Source organism: Streptomyces sp. MspMP-M5 (assembly GCF_000373585.1).
GTDB lineage: Bacteria > Actinomycetota > Actinomycetes > Streptomycetales > Streptomycetaceae > Streptomyces.
Genome location: NZ_KB891912.1, coordinates 1 through 19,147 on the forward strand (window position 1 = coordinate 1; position 19,147 = coordinate 19,147).

Here is a 19,147-nt window from a genome sequence, read left to right on the forward strand (position 1 = left end):
GAAGCGCTGACGGCCCACGACCCGCACCGGACCACCCACACCAGCCCCCACCCACCAGCTCCCCACCCACCCACGGGAGGGGACGGGTCGGAGGGGCAGGGGGTGTGTCCGGACGTAAAGCGAAGCAGTCCGGACACACCCCCTGCCCCGCAGACCCGGCACCGCACCCAACAGCCCCGCGCAGCGGACAACGCCCGCCGCCAGGTGCCACGGCGGGGAACCCGGCAACGTGGGAAGCCAGCCAAGCGCAGCGGACTCGCGCCGCAGGCGCAAAAAGACGAACCCCCGCGGCGGGGAACCCAAAAACGTGGGAGGCAAGCCAAGCGCAGCGGAATCGCATTTCGCCGCGCCATCCCCCTACAGCTAACCTCCAGGGAGTCACCTTTCTTACGCAGGAGAAACTCCCATGGCCCACGCCGCACAGGTCCAGCGCATGTCCCGCTTGATGTTCAAGACGTTGCGCGACGACCCGGCCGACGCCGAGGTGCTCAGCCACAAGCTCCTGGTGCGGGCCGGCTTCGTGCGCCGCACCGCCGCCGGTGTCTGGTCCTGGCTGCCGCTCGGCAAGAAGGTCCTCGCCAACGTCGAGCGCATCGTGCGCGAGGAGATGGACGCCATCGGCGGCCAGGAGGTCCTGCTGCCGGCCCTGCTGCCGAAGGAGCCCTACGAGGCCACCGGCCGCTGGGAGGAGTACGGTGCCGAGCTCTTCCGCCTCAAGGACCGCAGGGGCGGCGACTACCTCCTCGGCCCCACCCACGAGGAGATCTTCACCCAGCTGGTGAAGGACCAGTGCACGTCCTACAAGGACCTGCCGGTGATCCTCTACCAGATCCAGACCAAGTACCGCGACGAGGCCCGCCCGCGCGCCGGCATCCTGCGCGGCCGCGAGTTCCAGATGAAGGACTCGTACTCCTTCGACACCGCCGACGAGGGCCTCGCCGCGTCCTACGCCCTGCACCGCGCCGCCTACCAGCGGATCTTCGAGCGGCTCGGCCTCGACTACCGCATCTGCGCCGCCATCGCCGGCGCCATGGGCGGCTCCAAGTCCGAGGAGTTCCTGGCCCCGGCCGCGGCCGGCGAGGACGTCTTCGCCGACTGCCCGCACTGCGACTTCGCCGCCAACACCGAGGCGATCACCTACGAGCTCAAGCCGGCCGACGCCGCCGGTGTGCCCGCGCTCGAGGAGATCCCGACCCCGGACACCCCCACCATCGAGACCCTCGCCGCGCACCTCGACGTCCCGGCGTCCGCCACCCTCAAGAACCTGCTGGTGAAGGTCGAGGGGGAGATCGTCGCGATCGGCGTCCCCGGCGACCGCGAGGTCGACATGGGCAAGGTCGAGGCGCACTTCGCGCCGGCCGCCGTCGAGCTGGTCACCGCCGAGGACTTCGTCGGCCGCGACGACCTCGTCCGCGGCTACGTCGGCCCGCAGGGCCTGCAGAAGGTGACGTACCTCGCCGACCCGCGGGTCGCCCCCGGCACCGCGTGGATCACCGGCGCCAACAAGGAGGGCGTGCACGCCAGGAACGTCGTCGCCGGCCGCGACTTCGAGGTCGACACCTACGTCGACGTCGTGGTCGTCCAGGAGGGCGACCCGTGCCCGCAGTGCGGCACCGGCCTCAAGCTGGACCGCGCCATCGAGATCGGCCACATCTTCCAGCTGGGCCGCAAGTACGCCGACGCCTTCCAGCTCGACGTGCTCGGCCAGAACGGCAAGCCGGTCCGCGTGACGATGGGCTCGTACGGCATCGGCGTCTCGCGCGCCGTGGCCGCGCTCGCCGAGCAGCACGCCGACGACAAGGGCCTGTGCTGGCCGCGCGAGGTGGCCCCGGCCGATGTGCACGTGGTCGCCGCCGGCAAGGCCAAGCAGACCGAACTCGCCCTGGAGATCGGCGAGCAGCTCGGCGCCGCCGGCCTGCGGGTGCTGGTCGACGACCGGCCCGGCGTCTCGCCCGGCGTGAAGTTCACCGACGCCGAGCTGATCGGTGTGCCGACCATCGTCGTCGCCGGCCGCCGCGCCGGTGAGGGCGTCGTGGAGGTCAAGGACCGCCGCACCGGCGAGCGCGAGGAGCTGACGGTCGCCGAGGCCGTCGCCCGGCTCGGCGCCTGACCGACGGCGACGGGCCGGCCGGGGCACCCGCCCCGCCGGCCCGCTCCGGCACGCCACCCGGCCCCGGCCGCCCGCGGCCCGCTACACGTACGCCGCGAACTCCAGCAGCGCCTCGCCCCGCCGCCGGTCGCCCGAGGCCGCCTCGCGCACCCCGGCGCGCACCGCCCGGTACAGCGTCCAGCCGCGCAGCCGCTCCCGGTCCACGTCCAGCGAGTCGGCCAGTTTCGCCACCCGCCGCCGGGCCGCCGGGGCCGCCCCCGAACCGGCCAGCAGATCCTCGAACCGGTCCAGCACCAGCCGCGCCAGGTCGTACGCCCGCTCGCCGACCAGCGGCGACGGTCCCACCGTCAGCCACGGCGCCCGCTCCCCGGCCAGCACTTTCCCCTGCCGGAACGCCCCGTGCAGCAGGTACTCCTCCGCCGCCCCGGCCGGCAGCGTCCGCCCCAGCTCCAGCGCCTCGTCCAGCAGCGGCCCGGCGCCCGCCGGCTCGCCGGCCGCCAAGAGCCGCTCCGCGTCCGCCGCGGTCCGCTCCGCCACCGTCGCGAACGGATGCCCCGCCGGCGGCGCCACCCACAGCCGCCGCACCGTGCCGGCCGCCTCCAGCAGCGCCCTGGCCTCCGGCAGCGACCGCAGCGACACCGACCCCTGCAGCCGCTCCAACAGCAGTGCGCCGCCCGCCTCGTCGGCCCGCAGCAGCCGCACCGCGCCCCAGCCGTCCCAGGTCCGCAGCGCCGCCGCCTCCTGCGCCGCGGCCCGCCCCGGCACCGGGAACTTCAGCACCGCCGGCGACCCGTCCGACTGCCGCACGAACGCCACCAGACTGCTGCGGCCGCCCGGGGCGTGCACCCGCTCCAGCGTCAACTCCCAGTCCGCCAGCCGCTGTTGGGCCAGTTCCGGCAGCGCCTCCAGCCAGGCCCGGACGGGACCCTCCGCAGCGCCGCCGAGTGCGGTCAGCAGCCGTTGCGGCGGTTCGATGGGTGCCGTTGCCATGCCTGAGCTGTCCTTGTCGTGGGGAGTTGCCGGGTGGGGGAGTGGCCGCCGGGCGGCCGGTCGTTCAGAGCGCGTCGGCGTCGGTGCCCGCGGTCCCCGACGCGGTGGGCGCCGCGGCCCGCTCCACGAGCCCAGGGAAGGCTACGCCGCTGCCCCGCCAGCGCACCGCCCGCACCGCGGCCTCGCGCAGCGCGGCCGCCGCCTCCGTGCGGTGCGCCCCGCCGGCGGCCCGTACGAGGTCCGCGTAGACGGCCGCCACCCGGTCCTCCAGCTCCGCGGCCAGCCGCACCGCGGCGTCCGCGTCCGGCACCGGGAACGGCAGCTCGTAGGCGGCGGCCGAAGCCTGTGGTGTGCCGCCGAGGTCCCGCACGGCGCGGCGCAGCGCGTCCCGCCGCGCCCGGTGCGCGTCGTAGGCGCCCTGCGCCTCGGTCCGGCGCCCGGCCCCGATCCGCCCGCCGACCACGCCGTACCCGTACACCGCGGCGTGCTCGGCCGCCAGCGCGGCCTGCGTCGCGGTCAACTCGTCCCCGCCGCGCGCTCCGTCGCGCCGCGCGTGTGTCGTCGTCATCGCCCGCTCCTGTTCTCTCGCACGGCGCCCGTTCATTCCGCCTGGGCCAGCAGGTACGCGTGGACCGCCCCGGCCGCCGCGACGGAGGCCAGCAGCCGGGCCAGTTCGGGCGGCGCGGACACCAGCGCCGCCGCGCGGGCGTCGGCCAGCGTCCGTTCCGCCTCGGCGAGCGCCGAACGGGCGCCGCGCTCGTCGGCCGGTACGCGGGGCGCGTCCGCCCCGTGCGCGGTACCGGCGGCGGGTGCGGACGCGGAGGCGGCAGTGGAAGGCCCGTCGGAGGCGAACGCCCCGGCGTGGCGGGCGACTTCGGCCCGCAGCGGCCGCAGCCGCGCGCCCAGTTCCGGATGGGCCGCGAGCGTCGCGTCGTACCGCGCGAGCAGCGCCGTGCTGTCCCGGGCCGCCTGCTTGCGCACCCGTTCGGCGGCCGCCGAACGCTCGGCCGCCCTCGGGTCGGGCCGGGCGCCGTCGGCGCATCCGGCGAGCAGTGCCGCGCCCCCCAGGGCGGTGCCGGCCAGCAGGGTCGTTCTGCGTGTGAGCGCCACTTTCGGCACGTTGCACTTCCCGGGGTCTTCCGTCGTGATCACCGCAGGCGAGCGTATCCGTGCCCACCCGCCGAATCGTCAGTACCCCGCCGGAACCGATAGGCTTTGACCCGACACGCGACCTAACCACAACAGCACACGCGGCCGAGGAGTCACCCGGATGAGCACCACCCAGAGCGAGAGGCTGCGCGGACTGCTTGAACCGCTCGTCGCCGCGCGAGACCTGGATCTGGAAGAGATCGAGGTGACACCGGCCGGCAGGAGCCGTGTGCTGAGGATCGTGGTCGACTCCGACGCGGGCGTCCAGCTCGACGAGTGCGCCGCGCTGAGCCGCGAGGCGTCCGAGGTTCTGGACGACACCGACGCGATGGGCGGCGCCCCGTACACCCTCGAGGTCACCTCGCCGGGCGCCGACCGGCCGCTGACCGAGCCGCGGCACTACCGCCGCGCCGTCGGCCGCCTGATCAAGGCCCGCCTCCACGAGGGCGGCGACCTGGTCGCCCGGATCGTCGCCACCGACGACACCGGCCTCGACCTGGAGGTACCGGGCGTCAAGGGCCGCAAGCCGACCGCCCGCCGGGTCGCGTTCGACGAGATCGCCAAGGCCCGCGTCGAGCTGGAGTTCAACCCCAGGCCCGCCCGCCCCGCCGGCGACGAGGCACCGCAGAGCAGCGACCACCTGCGGAACAGCGCAGACACCGAGAACGACGTAAACGACGAGAACAAGGAGGAGGCGTAGCCGTGGACATCGACATGAGTGCCCTGCGGGGTCTGGTGCGGGAGAAGGAGATCTCGTTCGACCTGCTGGTCGAGGCGATCGAGTCGGCCCTCCTCATCGCATACCACCGCACCGAGGGCAGCCGCCGCCGGGCGCGGGTGGAGCTGGACCGCAACACCGGCCATGTGACGGTGTGGGCGAAGGAGAACGCCGAGGATCTCGCCGACCTGGAGGAGGGTGCCGAGCCGCGCGAGTTCGACGACACCCCGTCCGGCTTCGGGCGCATCGCGGCGACCACCGCCAAGCAGGTCATCCTGCAGCGGCTGCGGGACGCCGAGGAGGAGATCACCTTCGGCGAGTACGCCGGACGGGAGGGCGATGTCGTCACCGGCGTCGTCCAGCAGGGCAAGGACCCCAAGAACGTCCTGGTCGACATCGGCCGGCTGGAGGCCATCCTGCCGGTGCAGGAGCAGGTCCCGGGCGAGGAGTACACCCACGGCACCCGGCTGCGCTCGTACGTCGTCCGGGTCGTCAAGGGCGTCCGCGGCCCCTCGGTCACCCTCTCGCGCACCCATCCCAATCTGGTGAAGAAGCTGTTCGCCATGGAGGTGCCGGAGATCGCCGACGGTTCGGTGGAGATCGCCGCCATCGCCCGCGAGGCCGGCCACCGCACGAAGATCGCGGTGCGGTCCGCGCGCTCGGGGCTGAACGCCAAGGGCGCCTGCATCGGCCCGATGGGCGGCCGGGTGCGGGCCGTGATGGCCGAGCTCAACGGCGAGAAGATCGACATCGTGGACTGGTCGGACGACCCGGCCGAGCTGGTGGCCAACGCGCTGTCCCCGGCCCGGGTCAGCAAGGTCGAGGTGGTGGACCTGTCGGCGCGCTCGGCGCGGGTGACGGTCCCCGACTACCAGCTGTCGCTGGCCATCGGCAAGGAAGGGCAGAACGCCCGGCTCGCGGCGCGGCTGACCGGCTGGCGGATCGACATCCGCCCGGACACCGAGCACGCGCCGGCGCAGGGCTGAGCCACCGGCGGACGGGGCCGCGGCGCACGAAAAGAAGTGGTGCCGCGGCGCCCCGCGGGGAATTCTTGAGGAGCGGACCGGGCTTTACCCCATCGGGGTGGAGTGGCCGCGGGGAGGTAGACTTAAGCAGTGTCTGGCCGGACGCATGCCCGCGCATGCCCTGAGCGCACATGTCTGGGTTGCCGGGAGCGAGCGGCCAAGGGCGATTTGCTGCGCATCGTGGTGATCGAGGGCGAGTGTGTCCCCGATCCTCGCGGTACGCTGCCCGGCCGGGGTGCTTATGTGCACCGGACACTGGTCTGCCTCGACCTGGCGGTTCGCCGCCGGGCGTTCCCCCGGGCCTACCGGGGCCGCGGCCCGTTCGAAACGGCGGAGTTGCGCCGGTTCGTCGAAGGGGGCGCGCGTTGAGCAGCCGTGATGGCAAGAACGCACAGCAAGAAACGCACAGCGCACGGAAAACCGTGCGGTCAGGTACCTCGCGAGTCGGAAGTAGGTCGAGATTGCGATGAGCACTCGATGAGTACGCGATGAGTACGCCCATGAAGTAGCGACGGTCCGGTGGACACCCGGACCTAGAAGGAGCGAAGTGGCTAAGGTCCGGGTTTACGAACTCGCCAAGGAGTTCGGTGTGGAGAGCAAGGTCGTCATGGCCAAGCTCCAAGAACTTGGTGAATTCGTCCGTTCGGCGTCCTCGACGATCGAGGCGCCGGTTGTTCGCAAGCTGACCGACGCTTTCCAGGCGGGCAGCGGCGGCGGCCGTTCCGCCGGCAAGCCCGCGGCGCCGCGCAAGTCGGCCCCCGCGAAGCCGTCGGCGCCCTCTCCGGCGCAGGCGGCGCGTCCGGCTGCCCCGAAGCCGGGCGCCCCCAAGCCGGGCCCCGCGGCCCCGGCCGCCCCGGAGGCACCCGCTGCCCCGGAGGCACCTGCTGCCCCGGAGGCCCCGGTCACCCCGGCGGCCCCCAAGCCTGCCGCCGGCCCCACCCCGGGTCCGCGGCCGACCCCGGCGCGCCCCGCGGCGCCCAAGCCCGCCCCGGCCGCGCCCGCGCAGCCGGAGTTCCAGGCCCCGCCGTCCGCGCCGGCACCCGCCGCGCAGTCGGGTCCCCGCCCCGGTGCCACGCCCGGTCCGCGCCCCGCCCGTCCGGCGCCCGGCCAGGGCCAGCGCGGCCAGGGCCAGCGTGCCGGCGGCCAGTCGCCGCGTCCCGGTGGTTCCCGTCCGGCCGGTCCCCGTCCGGGCAACAACCCCTTCACCTCCGGTGGCTCCACGGGCATGGCCCGTCCGCAGGCCCCGCGGCCCGGTGGCGCCCCGCGTCCCGGCCAGCCCGGTCCGCGCCCGCAGGGCGGCGGCCAGGGTGGTCCCCGTCCGCAGGGCCAGGGCGGCGCGCGTCCGACCCCCGGTTCCATGCCCCGTCCGCAGGGTGCGGCGCCCGGCGGTGCCGGTCCGCGTCCCGGCGGCGGTAACCGCCCGAACCCGGGCATGATGCCGCAGCGTCCGGCTGCCGGCCCGCGTCCGGGTCCCGGTGGCGGCGGCGGTCGTCCGGGCGGCGCCGGTCGTCCCGGTGGCGGCGGCGGTCGTCCCGGTGGTGGCGGCGGCTTCGCCGGCCGTCCCGGTGGCGGCGGTGGCGGTCGTCCGGGTGGCGGCGGCGGTTTCGCCGGTCGTCCCGGTGGCGGCGGTCCCGGTGGCGGTGGCGGCGGCTTCGGCGGTCGTCCCGGCTTCGGCGGTCGTCCGGGTGGTCCCGGTGGCCGTGGTGGCACGCAGGGTGCGTTCGGCCGTCCCGGCGGTCCGGCGCGTCGCGGCCGCAAGTCGAAGCGCCAGAGGCGTCAGGAGTACGAGGCCATGCAGGCCCCGTCGGTCGGCGGCATCATGCTGCCGCGCGGCAACGGCGCGACGGTTCGCCTGTCGCGCGGTGCCTCGCTGACCGACTTCGCGGAGAAGATCAACGCCAACCCGGCGTCGCTGGTCCAGGTCATGCTGAACCTCGGCGAGATGGTCACCGCGACCCAGTCGGTCTCCGACGAGACGCTGCAGCTGCTCGCCGACGAGATGAACTACGTCGTCGAGATCGTCAGCCCGGAGGAGGAGGACCGCGAGCTGCTCGAGTCCTTCGACATCGAGTTCGGCGAGAACGAGGGCGGCGAGGAGATGCTCGTCTCCCGTCCGCCGGTGGTGACCGTCATGGGTCACGTCGACCACGGTAAGACCCGACTGCTGGACGCGATCCGCAAGACCAACGTGGTCGCGGGCGAGGCCGGCGGTATCACGCAGCACATCGGTGCGTACCAGGTCACGACCCAGGTCAACGACGAAGACCGCGCGATCACCTTCATCGACACCCCCGGTCACGAGGCGTTCACCGCCATGCGTGCCCGCGGTGCCAAGTCGACCGACATCGCGATCCTCGTGGTGGCGGCCAACGACGGCGTCATGCCGCAGACGATCGAGGCGCTCAACCACGCCAAGGCGGCCGACGTGCCGATCGTGGTCGCGGTCAACAAGATCGACGTCGAGGGCGCCGACCCGACCAAGGTGCGCGGTCAGCTGACCGAGTACGGCCTGGTGGCCGAGGAGTACGGCGGCGACACCATGTTCGTCGACATCTCCGCCCGCCAGGGGACCAACATCGAGCAGCTGCTCGAGGCCGTCGTCCTCACCGCGGACGCCGCGCTCGACCTGCGCGCCAACGCGGAGCAGGACGCCCAGGGCATCGCGATCGAGGCCCACCTCGACCGCGGCCGCGGCGCCGTGGCGACCGTCCTGGTCCAGCGCGGTACCCTCCGCGTCGGCGAGACGATGGTCGTGGGCGACGCCTACGGCCGGGTCCGCGCGATGCTCGACGACAAGGGCAACAACGTCGAGGAAGCGGGTCCGTCGACCCCCGTCCTGGTCCTGGGTCTGACCAACGTCCCGGGCGCCGGCGACAACTTCCTCGTCGTCGACGAGGACCGTACGGCCCGCCAGATCGCCGAGAAGCGCGCGGCGCGCGAGCGCAACGCCGCGTTCGCCAAGCGCACCCGCCGGGTGTCCCTCGAGGACCTCGACAAGGTGCTCAAGGCGGGCGAGGTCCAGCAGCTCAACCTCATCATCAAGGGCGACGCGTCCGGTTCGGTCGAGGCCCTGGAGTCCTCGCTGCTCCAGCTCGACGTCGGCGAGGAGGTCGACATCCGGGTGCTGCACCGCGGCGTCGGTGCGGTCACGGAGTCCGACATCAACCTGGCGTCCGGCTCCGACGCGATCGTCATCGGCTTCAACGTGCGGGCCGAGGGCCGTGCCACGCAGATGGCCGAGCGCGAGGGCGTCGACGTCCGGTACTACTCGGTCATCTACCAGGCGATCGAGGAGATCGAGGCGGCCCTCAAGGGCATGCTCAAGCCGGAGTACGAGGAGGTCGAGCTCGGTACGGCGGAGATCCGCGAGGTCTTCAAGTCGTCCAAGCTGGGCAACATCGCGGGTGTCATCATCCGCTCCGGCGAGGTCCGGCGGAACACCAAGGCCCGCCTCATCCGCGACGGCAAGGTGGTCGCGGAGAACCTCAACATCGAGGGCCTGCGCCGCTTCAAGGACGACGTCACCGAGATCCGCGAAGGCTTCGAGGGCGGTATCAACCTCGGAAACTTCAACGACATCAAGGTCGACGACGTCATCGCGACGTACGAGATGCGGGAGAAGCCGCGCGGCTGATGTGTCGCAGCCCGCGCGTAGCGCGGTCCACCAGGGGTGGTGGCCGGGCGACGGGCGGGCGTTCCGGGGCCGGTCGGCGGAGAAATTTCCGTCGATCGGCCCCGGCCGTTGCGTGTACGGTTCGAATTGACACCCACGCCCCCGGCCGACGCCGGGCGGCGCCCCCAAGGCCCCACGGGTGGCTTGACCCGTCTTGCATGTACGTAGGGACACTGTCCTTCGACCTGCTTCTCGGCGACGTACGGTCGCTGAAGGAGAAGCGTTCCGTCGTCCGCCCGATCGTCGCCGAGCTGCACCGCAAGTACGCGGTGAGCGTCGCGGAGGTGGGGGACCAGGACCTGTACCGCAGGGCCCGTATCGGCCTGGCGGTGGTGTCCGGGAATGCCGGACACCTGACGGAGGTCATGGACCGCTGCGAGCGCCTGGTCGCCGCACGGCCCGAGGTGGAGCTGCTGTCCGTACGCCGGCGGCTGCACGGCGACGACGACTGACCCGGGCGACCGGGCAGGTCATCGCCGGTGGAAGCACAATTGTGGAAGATTCAGAAGGAGACGGACCAGTGGCCGACAATGCGCGGGCGAAGAAGCTGGCGGACCTCATCCGGGAAGTGGTCGCGCAGAAGCTGCAGCGCGGAATCAAGGACCCGCGGCTCGGCACGCATGTGACCATCACCGACACCCGGGTCACCGGCGACCTGCGGGAGGCGACGGTCTTCTACACGGTCTACGGAGACGACGAGGACCGTGCCAGCGCCGCCGCCGGGCTGGAGAGCGCCAAGGGCGTGCTCCGTTCCGCGGTCGGTGCGGCGGCCGGCACCAAGTTCACGCCGACGCTGAGCTTCGTCGCGGACGCCCTGCCGGAGAACGCCAAGACGATCGAGGACCTGCTCGACCGGGCCCGCGCCTCGGACGCCGAGGTACGCGCGGCCTCCTCGGGCGCCGCGTACGCCGGTGAAGCGGACCCGTACCGCAAGCCGGGCAGCGACGAGGACGACGAGGGCGCAGCGGCAGAATGAAGCGGCACCAGAGCAACAAGCCGGGCGGCCTGGTCATCGTCGACAAGCCGTCCGGCTTCACTTCGCACGACGTCGTGGCGAAGATGCGGGGGATGGCCCGGACCCGCCGGGTCGGGCACGCCGGGACCCTCGACCCCATGGCGACCGGGGTCCTGGTCCTCGGCCTGGAGCGGGCCACCAAGCTGCTGGGGCACCTCGCGCTGACGGAGAAGGAGTACGTCGGCACGATCCGGCTCGGCCAGACCACGGTCACCGACGACGCCGAGGGCGAGATCACCGCGTCCAAGGCGGCGCACGGCCTGGCCCGCGAGGACATCGACGCCGGGGTGGCCGGGCTGTCCGGCGCGATCATGCAGGTGCCGTCGAAGGTCAGCGCCATCAAGATCGACGGCAAGCGCTCCTACAAGCGGATCCGGGACGGCGAGGACGTGGAGATCCCGGCCCGGCCGGTGACCATCTCCTCGTTCGTGGTGCACTCCGTGCACGAGGCCGAGGCCGCGGACGGCACCCCGGTGACCGATGTGCTGGTCTCCGTCGTCTGCTCCTCCGGCACCTACATCCGCGCCCTCGCCCGCGACCTGGGCGCCGGGCTCGGCGTCGGCGGTCATCTGACGGCGCTCCGGCGCACCCGCGTCGGCCCGTACAAGCTCGACCGGGCGCGGACCCTGGAGCAGCTCCAGGCGGCGGTGGACGAGCCCGAGGGCGAGGGTCTGCCGGTCATGCCGCTCGGGGACGCCGCGGCCGCCGCGTTCACCCGCTGGGACGTCACCGAGGCGCAGTCCCGGCTGCTGCTCAACGGCGCGCGGATCCCGATGCCGCACTTCGAGGGCGACGGCCCGGTGGCGGCCTTCGGGCCGGACGGGACCTTCCTGGCGCTGGTGCAGAACGAGGGCGGGCGGGCCAAGAGCCTGGCGGTCTTCGCCTAGCACCCGGGACCTCTGAGGCGGTCGGGGGGAGGTGGTGGAACGCGTGCCGTGCGGACGGGCGCGGAGCGTTCGGCCCGCGCTCCACCATCCCCCTCGCTGAGACTCTGTCCAGCGCGTTCTCATGATTCACCCCACCGAGCAGGCGCTCGGAGTGAACCAGGGGCGCGGAAGGGGGCGCGTTCGTCGGGCACCCTGTCGCGAAGATCACTGTCTGTCTACCGTCGTCGCCGATGAGCACGCACGGTAACGGGCGGGGAGGTTCGCGGATGGTGGTGCTGGACGCCGACACGGAGGCGTACGGGCAGGTGCGCGGCACGGTGTGCGGGGAGGCGCACCGGGTGCTCGGCGAGGGCGGGGTGAATGATCAACTGTCCGCGGAGTGGCGGGAGTTGGTGGTGGCGGCGACCGCCGGGACGGAGCTGCGCGACGGGGCGGCCCGGCGGCTGAGCGGGGTGCTGCTGGGGGTGCCGGACGCCACGCCCTATCTGGGCGTGCTGCGGCTGCTGGCCGATCTGATCACCGTGCGGTCGGCCACGGCGGGTGGCTTCGCGGAGACCGGACCGGCGGCGTTCGGGCCGGTGTTCTGGCGGTGCCTGGCGCTGACCGCGGCGGACCGCCTGGAGCTGCTGCGCCGGCTGCTGCCGGCCGACGGGCCGCGCCCGGCCGCGCGGCGCACCCGGCCGCCGCGGGCCTTCGCCCCGCCGCCCCGGGTCCGGGTGCACACCGCCGACACCGGGCCGGGCGGTGACGCGGACGGCGGCGCGGACGAGGGATGGGTGGACGCCCGGCGGTGGGCCGACGACCCCGCGGGGCCGCCCGAAGGGGGCGCAGAAGCGTTCCGCCCCGGTGGTGCGGGCCTTCGTCCCGGGCGGTTCCTCGACCTCGTGGCGGAGCTGCTCAAGGCCGACCCCGAGCGGATCCAGCCGCTGCTGTGCGGCTGGTTCGACGACACCCGGCCGCTTCGCACGGCCCCCGCCGCGCCCCATGTGGTCACCGTCGCGGACGCCGCCCAGGCCCTGCTGCACACCCATCGCGCCCGCGCGCTGGACGCCCTCGTCGAGACGCTCACCGGGGTCGCCCACCCTCGGGCCGCGGAGCTGCTGGACGCGCTCGCCGAGGACGAGCCGGCGGCCCTGCGGCGGGCCGCGGCGCGCCGGGGGAGCGGTCCCCGGGCGGGTGGGCGGCAGCCGGCGCCGGAGCCCTCGGGCGCCGCGGCGGAAACCGGCCGGTGGCCGGCCGGACCCGCGGGGTGGCCGATGCAACAGCGGCCAGGCCCCCCTTCGCGCGTAGCCGCACTCCCGGCATGGCAGTCTTAGACCTGCGCCATGCCGACATGGCGCAGTGGACGGACAAGAGTTCGGGCGAGGAGCGGGCAGAGTGCAGCGCTGGCGTGGCTTGGAGGACATCCCCGAGGGCTGGGGACGCAGCGTCGTCACCATCGGCTCGTACGACGGAGTGCACCGCGGCCACCAACTGATCATCGGGCGGGCCGTGGCCCGCGCCCGCGAGCTGGGGGTGCCGGCCGTGGTCGTCACCTTCGACCCGCACCCCAGCGAGGTGGTCCGCCCCGGCACCCACCCGCCGCTGCTGGCGCCGCACCACCGGCGGGCCGAACTGATGGCCGGGCTGGGCGTGGACGCGGTGCTGGTGCTCCCGTTCACCAAGGAGTTCTCGCAGCTGGCGCCCGCCGACTTCGTGGTGAAGGTGCTGGTCGACAAGTTGCACGCGCAGGTCGTCGTCGAGGGCCCGAACTTCCGCTTCGGCCACAAGGCCAAGGGCACCGTCGAGACCCTCGCCGAGCTGGGCCGGACCTACGACTACACCGTCGAGGTCATCGACCTCTTCGAGCGCGGCACCGCGGGCGGCGGCGAGCCGTTCTCGTCCACGCTGGTCCGCCGGCTGGTCGCCGAGGGCGACGTGACGGGCGCCCGGGAGGTCCTGGGCCGGCCGCACCGGGTCGAGGGCGTGGTCGTCCGCGGCGCGCAGCGCGGCCGCGAACTGGGCTTCCCCACCGCCAACGTGGAGACCCTGCCGCACACCGCCATCCCGGCCGACGGGGTCTACGCCGGGCTGCTGCACGTCGAGGGCGAGGCGATGCCGGCGGCTATCTCGGTCGGCACCAACCCGCAGTTCGACGGCAAGGTGCGGACGGTCGAGGCGTACGCCATCGACCGGGTCGGGCTCGATCTGTACGGGCTGCACGTCGCCGTGGAGTTCCTCGCCTACATCCGGGGCCAGGAGAAGTTCGACACGCTCGACGCGCTGCTGGAGCGGATGGCGGTCGACGTGAAGCAGGCCCGCGGGCTGATCGCCGAGGCGGGGCAGGACTAGGGCGCACGCACCCGGCGTCACAACGAAGGGGCGGGGCCCGGCAGTCAACTGCCGGGCCCCGCCCCTTCGTTCATGTCCGCTCATGCCGGGCGCGTGCGGCGTCCGCTCACTGCGGTGGCGGCTGCTGCTGCGTCCAGCCGCCCTGCTCCGGCAACGGCGCGTCCGGAGCGGGCTGTTGCTGCCAGCCGGCCGGTGGCTGCCCGGTGGGCTGCTGGCCCCAGCCGCCCTGCTGCGGCGGGTAGCCGGCCGGCGGCTGGCCCTGCTGCGGCGCCTGCTGGGCGTACTGCTGCCCGTAGGGGTCCTGCTGGGCGTACGGATCCTGCTGGGCGTACGGGTCGCCGGCCATCTGCTGCTGGCCCATCTGCGCCTGTGCGTACATCCCCTGGGCCTGTTGCTGGCGCGCGAAGTCCTCGGCGACCAGCGCGGAGAGGTTGAAGTACGCCTCGCGGGTCTTCGGCCGCATCATGTCGAGGTCGACCTCGGCGCCGGCCGCGAGGTGCTCGTCGAAGGGGACGACCACGACGCCGCGGCAGCGGGTCTCGAAGTGCGACACGATGTCGTCGATCTTGATCATCTTGCCGGTCTCGCGGACCCCGGAGATGACCGTGATGCCGCGCTGGACCAGGTCGGCGTAGCCGTGCGCGGAGAGCCAGTCCAGGGTGGTGCTGGCGCTGCTGGCACCGTCCACGGACGGGGTCGAGATGATGATCAACTGGTCGGCGAGGTCGAGCACACCGCGCATCGCGCTGTAGAGCAGGCCCGTGCCCGAGTCGGTGAGGATGACCGGGTACTGCTTGCCGAGGATGTCGATCGCGCGCCGGTAGTCCTCATCGTTGAACGTCGTCGAGACGGCCGGGTCGACGTCGTTGGCGAGGATCTCCAGGCCCGAGGGGGCCTGCGAGGTGAACCGGCGGATGTCCATGTAGCTGTGCAGGTGCGGGATGGCCTGCACCAGGTCGCGGATGGTCGCCCCGGTCTCGCGGCGGACCCGGCGGCCGAGCGTGCCGGCGTCGGGGTTGGCGTCGATCGCCAGGATCTTGTCCTGCCGCTCGGAGGCGAGGGTGGCGCCCAGCGCGGTGGTCGTCGTGGTCTTGCCGACGCCGCCCTTGAGGCTGATCACCGCGATCCGGTAGCAGGACAGCACCGGCGTGCGGATCAGCTCCAGCTTGCGCTGGCGCTCCTCCAGCTCCTTCTTCGCGCCCAGCTTGAACTTGGACGGCTGGGCGTTGGCGCCCGGCTTGCGCTTCTTGGGCTGGTTGCGCAGCAGGCGGTCGGAGGTCAGCTCGACCGCGGCGCTGTAGCCGAGCGGCGCACCGGGGGTGGCCCGCTGCGGCTGCTGCTGGCCCGGCTGGGAGTACTGGGCGTAGTTGGCCGCCGCGTTGGGGTCGCCGAACTGCTGGGCCTGGGCGGGCGGTTGCTGCCCCTGCTGGGGGTGCTGCTGCTGCGGCTGCTGCTGCGGATACGCCTGGGGCTGGGCCTGCGGCTGCGCCTGCTGGGGCTGCGGCTGCGCCTGCTGCGGTGCCTGCTGGGGGTAGCCCTGCTGCGGGTAGCCGTAAGCGGGCTGTTGCGGCTGGGCGTTGGGCTGCGGCTGGGCCTGCTGCGGCGGCTGCTGACCGTGCTGCGGCTGCTGGGGGTAGCCGTACGCGGGCTGCGGATAGCCGTAGCCGCCCTGCTGCGGTGCCGGGGCGCCCTGCGGCGGGTAGCCGGCCTGCTGGGGCTGCTGCTGCCCCTGCTGCTGCGGCTGCTGGGGATACGCCTGTGGCTGCGGCTGTGCGTGCGGCTGTGCCGGGGGCTGAGCCTGCTGCGGGGCCTGCTGCGGCTGGGGCTGCGCCTGCTGGGGCTGCGGCTGCTGGCCGGGCTGCGGCTGTGCCATCCGCGGGTCGGCGGGCTGGAACTCCGGCGGCAGCGGCGGCAGTCCGCCCTGCGCCGGGGCACCCTGGCCGGGCACCCCCTGCTGCCGGCCGTCCGCACCGGCCCACGGCGCACCCTGCGCGGGAACGCCCTGCGGCGCCTGCTGCTGAGGTGCCTGTTGCTGCTGCTGCGGCATGCCCTGCGGGGCGACGCCCTGCTGCGGCACACCCTGGGCGGGCGGCTGGCCCTGGACGGGCGCGCCCTGCTGCTGCGGCTGGGGCTGCGCCTGCTGGCCCTGGCCCTGGGTGGGCTGCGCGACGGGCTGGGCGGCCGCTGCGGCGGCCGCCGCGGCCGCGGCGGCAGCGTCCGGCTCGGGAGCCGGCGCGGGCTGTGCCTCGGGCGCGGGGGCGCCGTCCGCGGGCGCGGCGGGCGCGGCCTCCGGCTGCGGAGCGGCGGACTGCGGCTCGGGCGCCGCGACGGGTGCCGCGTCGTCCTCGTCGTCGTCCCACAGGGAGGCCGAGGGGTCCGGCCCGGTGCCCGTACGGACGTTGCCGCCGTCGCCGGCGTCCGCGGCCGGGGCGGCGTCACCGGAGGCAGTGGGGGCCGTGGGAGCCGACGGGCCGTCAGTCGCGGCGGCCGGGGCGTCGTCGCCCGCGTCCTGCGGGCGCAGCGTCGGGAAACCGGGAGGCGCGGTCGGACCGGGCGCCCCCTGCTGCGGAACAACGGGGGCCGGGGCACCCTGGGCGGGCAGCGGCTGACCGGTCGGCGGCGGACCCGCGGCCGGGTCGCCGGCGGGCGGCGTCGCGGCGGGGGCCGCGGCACCGGCGCCGCCACTGGTGTCACTGCTGCTGTACCAGGCGGGAGCCGCAAAATCGATCTTGAACTCGCCGGTCAGGTCGAACTCGGCCTGGTCGTCGTCAGGTTCGTTCCCGTCCGGGCGGAAAGCCTCCTGGTCTCTCACTGTGCCTCCTGGTCTACTGCAACGCACCTGAACGGCAGGACCGGATACAGGCGGATCGATCGGATGTCACGGAAGTCGGAGCACACCTTTCGGGGTTGCGCCACCACTGCTTAAGTCTCCATCCCCGTATCGACTGCCGTCGTGCACCGCCGTGCGGCGTGCTCCTGCGGCTCTCCCCACAGCCTAATCAACAGTCGGCCCATAACGGCAGTCGATGTCATGTCGTCTTCGAGCCCGGTCGCACGGCTACGGGCGCACCCCGTGGATGCGCCCGTAGTCCGTGTCCCGGCAACTGACCGGTGAGAGCGGTCAGTCCATACGGCGCGGACCGCCCAGCAGGTTGGTCTCCGCCTCGGTCGGCTGGGTCATGACGAACTGGTGGCCGCCGTCACGGCGGCACCACAGCATGGCGTTGTCGCTCAGCGTCGGCAGCACCGCGCCGACGTTCTCCGGCAGCCGCATGATCCGCGTCACAACCTCCGCCTCCTCGGGCGAGAGCCGCTGCAGACCGACCAGGTCGGCCCGGCCGAGCATCTGCGGCGAGCGCGGGCCGAGGAACGGCAGCACCGTCAGCACAGTCTGCCAGGGGCTCGGCGCGAGCTGGTTGCGCGGGGGGCGCGCGCCCATGTCGCGGACGACCAGAACGGGGCTGGAAACCGACGGTCCCTGCGGCGCGATCTGGCGCACGTCGAAGACCGAGACGCACTGCTGACCGCCGCCGGCGGCCTGCGCCATCTGGCCCCAGGCCGGCGGCCGGGCGGTCTCCACCGCGACCCGGGCACCGGTGGCGACCGTGCGCAGCGCCAGGGTCTGCGCCATCCACATGCTGCCGACGAGCACGATCTCCATCGGCGCGGGACGCAGCAGGCTCAGCACGGCCGGCTGGTTCTGCGGGTCTATGCCGATGATGACGCCGTCGTCGCCGACCGGCAGGGTGAGCGCGGCGAGCGACTCGGCTGTCAGGACGTGTGGGTTGCGCCGCGGACCGCGCAGCCCGAAACCGGGGCGCGGCTTCGGCCCCGTCGGCCCGGAGTCCTCCTCGTCCGGGCGCGGCTGGTGCGAGAGCCGGCCGCCGGCGATGCCGTGGTTCGTCGGGGTGCGCCAGCCGTCGCTGCTGACGCTGACGCGGGACTGATATGCGGGAGTGCCCATCAGCGGGTACCTCCGAGGGGAAGCGTGGCCAGCAGGCCGGGCAGCTGCTCGCGGTCGAGCCGGACGAGTCCGACCTTCACGGAGCCGGAGCGGTGCTCCAACTCGTTCTGCGCGGCGGAGAGTTCGTTGTCGCTGCGGGTCGACAGCCGGATGTAGCCGGAGATGGCAGGCAGCCGGCCGCTGCCGTGCGTCGCGGTCAGCGCGAAGGTGCTGGCCATCGCCCGGGTGCTGCTCAGCAGCTGGGTGACGGCGGCCAACGGGGCGCCGCCACGGCCGAGTTGGGGCCACCGGCCGATCCAGTAGGTGGAGTGCCAGCGGTCGTCGCAGCGCATTGCGCGGGTGGTCTCCTGGGTGCGGCGGGCGGCCCGGCCGTCCCGGCCCAGCGCGCCGTTCGCGGCCCGCGGGCTGACGCACACCGCGGTGCCGACCGCGGCCACCACCTCGCGCTCGTCGAGCACCTTGGCGCGCACACCGAGCGAGGTGAGGCGGCTGACGAGCTGGTCGGCGGCGCGCAGCAGGGAGCGCTGGGCGCCGCCCATGCCGCCGCCGCGGGCCTCGATGGCCTCCGCGCACAGCTCCGGGTCCAGTTTCAGCGCGATCCAGGTCAGCTGGATCGCGGGGGTCTGCGACTGGGCCTGGAGCGGCGCGTAGGAGCGGGCCGCGACGGCCTGCTCGGGCAGGTGCGGCGCCGGGGCGGGCTGGGTGTACTGGACGAACTGCACCGACTCCAGGTGGATGTCCTCGACGTCCAGCGCGGTGTGCAGCATCTCCAGCGGGACCATGTGGCGGCCGCGCTCCGGCCGCAGCGGCTCGTCCCGGGCGTCCACCTGGACGATCGCGGTCAGGAACGTGCCGTCGCCGACGAAGCCGACGGTGCGCTGCTCGTTGTCGGTGTACTCGTAGGTGCGCAGCGCCGGGTCGCACTCGACCACGGGGGCGAAGGCCGGGTCCACGCCCTGGGTGGCGGAGAGGTTCTCGCCCGCGGTCTTGTTGCGGCGGTTCATCGCGCGCACGGTGATGATCCACTCGGGCAGCGGGATCCGGCGCCGCCGGCCGAGGGCGAAGACGACGAGGACGACCGCCACCACCGCGGCCACGCCCAGCGCCACCGGGTTCTGGGCCGCCAGGCCCACCAGCACCAGCGCCGCGGCGATTTCGACGAGGGCCAGTTGCTGGACGCGTACGCCGCCGATGGTGCCGGCCTGCTGGCGGAGCCGGGGCGACACCGGTCCGGCCGCGGCCCGACCGTCATTTCCCCCATTGCCGGGAGCTGTACCGTTTTGGC

Annotated in this window: 16 protein-coding genes; 10 read left to right on the plus strand and 6 right to left on the minus strand. The window is 73.8% G+C overall.

The annotated features are described in order from the left end of the window. Positions 1–406: 406 nt before the first annotated feature. Entirely contained in the window at positions 407–2,110 is a 1,704-nt protein-coding gene (locus B073_RS0127475; protein ID WP_018541303.1) for a proline--tRNA ligase, read from the plus strand. An 81-nt stretch (positions 2,111–2,191) separates the two neighbouring features. On the opposite strand, the gene B073_RS0127480 is transcribed toward B073_RS0127475, so the two are convergent. From B073_RS0127480 to B073_RS0127490, 3 genes are all read right to left on the minus strand, one after another. Beyond that, positions 2,192–3,100, minus strand: a complete 909-nt coding sequence (locus B073_RS0127480; protein WP_018541304.1) for an aminoglycoside phosphotransferase family protein — start codon at positions 3,098–3,100, stop codon at positions 2,192–2,194. A gap of 64 nt (positions 3,101–3,164) precedes the next feature. Beyond that, positions 3,165–3,668 (minus strand): DUF4439 domain-containing protein, encoded by a 504-nt coding sequence (locus B073_RS0127485; RefSeq protein ID WP_018541305.1) that lies wholly within the window; start codon positions 3,666–3,668, stop codon positions 3,165–3,167. 32 nt (positions 3,669–3,700) lie between these two features. Beyond that, a complete protein-coding gene (locus B073_RS0127490; protein ID WP_018541306.1) occupies positions 3,701–4,210 on the minus strand; it encodes a hypothetical protein in 510 nt (169 codons plus the stop codon). A 160-nt stretch (positions 4,211–4,370) separates the two neighbouring features. Between B073_RS0127490 and rimP the strand changes: the two genes are divergently transcribed. From rimP to B073_RS0127535, 9 genes are all read left to right on the plus strand, one after another. Next, the gene (gene rimP, locus B073_RS0127495; protein WP_018541307.1) at positions 4,371–4,949 is read left to right on the plus strand and encodes a ribosome maturation factor RimP; all 579 of its coding nucleotides are present in this window, start codon (positions 4,371–4,373) and stop codon (positions 4,947–4,949) included. A 2-nt stretch (positions 4,950–4,951) separates the two neighbouring features. Then, positions 4,952–5,953 (plus strand): transcription termination factor NusA, encoded by a 1,002-nt coding sequence (nusA, locus tag B073_RS0127500; protein ID WP_018541308.1) that lies wholly within the window; start codon positions 4,952–4,954, stop codon positions 5,951–5,953. 129 nt (positions 5,954–6,082) lie between these two features. Further along, a complete protein-coding gene (locus B073_RS44490; RefSeq protein WP_078508206.1) occupies positions 6,083–6,361 on the plus strand; it encodes a YlxR family protein in 279 nt (92 codons plus the stop codon). A 178-nt stretch (positions 6,362–6,539) separates the two neighbouring features. After that, the gene (gene infB, locus B073_RS44495; RefSeq protein ID WP_078508207.1) at positions 6,540–9,626 is read left to right on the plus strand and encodes a translation initiation factor IF-2; all 3,087 of its coding nucleotides are present in this window, start codon (positions 6,540–6,542) and stop codon (positions 9,624–9,626) included. Positions 9,627–9,823: 197 nt separating this feature from the next. Continuing rightward, complete coding sequence (locus B073_RS0127515; RefSeq protein ID WP_018541310.1) at positions 9,824–10,117, plus strand: DUF503 domain-containing protein; 294 nt, start codon at positions 9,824–9,826, stop codon at positions 10,115–10,117. A 68-nt stretch (positions 10,118–10,185) separates the two neighbouring features. Then, positions 10,186–10,641: a 30S ribosome-binding factor RbfA gene (gene rbfA, locus B073_RS0127520; protein WP_018541311.1), complete on the plus strand. Its 456-nt coding sequence runs from the start codon at positions 10,186–10,188 to the stop codon at positions 10,639–10,641. After that, positions 10,638–11,567, plus strand: coding sequence for a tRNA pseudouridine(55) synthase TruB (truB, locus tag B073_RS0127525; RefSeq protein WP_018541312.1), 930 nt, complete (start codon positions 10,638–10,640; stop codon positions 11,565–11,567). The genes rbfA and truB overlap by 4 nt, the downstream gene beginning before the upstream one ends. A 230-nt stretch (positions 11,568–11,797) precedes the next feature. Then, the gene (locus B073_RS49395) at positions 11,798–12,883 is read left to right on the plus strand and encodes a hypothetical protein (protein ID WP_158690231.1); all 1,086 of its coding nucleotides are present in this window, start codon (positions 11,798–11,800) and stop codon (positions 12,881–12,883) included. A 61-nt stretch (positions 12,884–12,944) separates the two neighbouring features. Further along, complete coding sequence (locus tag B073_RS0127535) at positions 12,945–13,898, plus strand: bifunctional riboflavin kinase/FAD synthetase (RefSeq protein ID WP_026247782.1); 954 nt, start codon at positions 12,945–12,947, stop codon at positions 13,896–13,898. Positions 13,899–14,004: 106 nt separating this feature from the next. Here B073_RS0127535 and B073_RS0127540 read toward each other — a convergent pair whose 3' ends face one another. From B073_RS0127540 to eccE, 3 genes are all read right to left on the minus strand, one after another. Continuing rightward, positions 14,005–16,710, minus strand: coding sequence for an SCO5717 family growth-regulating ATPase (locus tag B073_RS0127540; protein WP_018541314.1), 2,706 nt, complete (start codon positions 16,708–16,710; stop codon positions 14,005–14,007). Positions 16,711–17,019: 309 nt separating this feature from the next. Further along, entirely contained in the window at positions 17,020–17,862 is an 843-nt protein-coding gene (locus B073_RS0127545; RefSeq protein WP_018541315.1) for a hypothetical protein, read from the minus strand. Next, positions 17,862–19,088 (minus strand): type VII secretion protein EccE, encoded by a 1,227-nt coding sequence (eccE, locus tag B073_RS0127550; RefSeq protein WP_018541316.1) that lies wholly within the window; start codon positions 19,086–19,088, stop codon positions 17,862–17,864. Before eccE ends, B073_RS0127545 begins: the two co-directional genes overlap by 1 nt. Positions 19,089–19,147 lie beyond the last annotated feature (59 nt).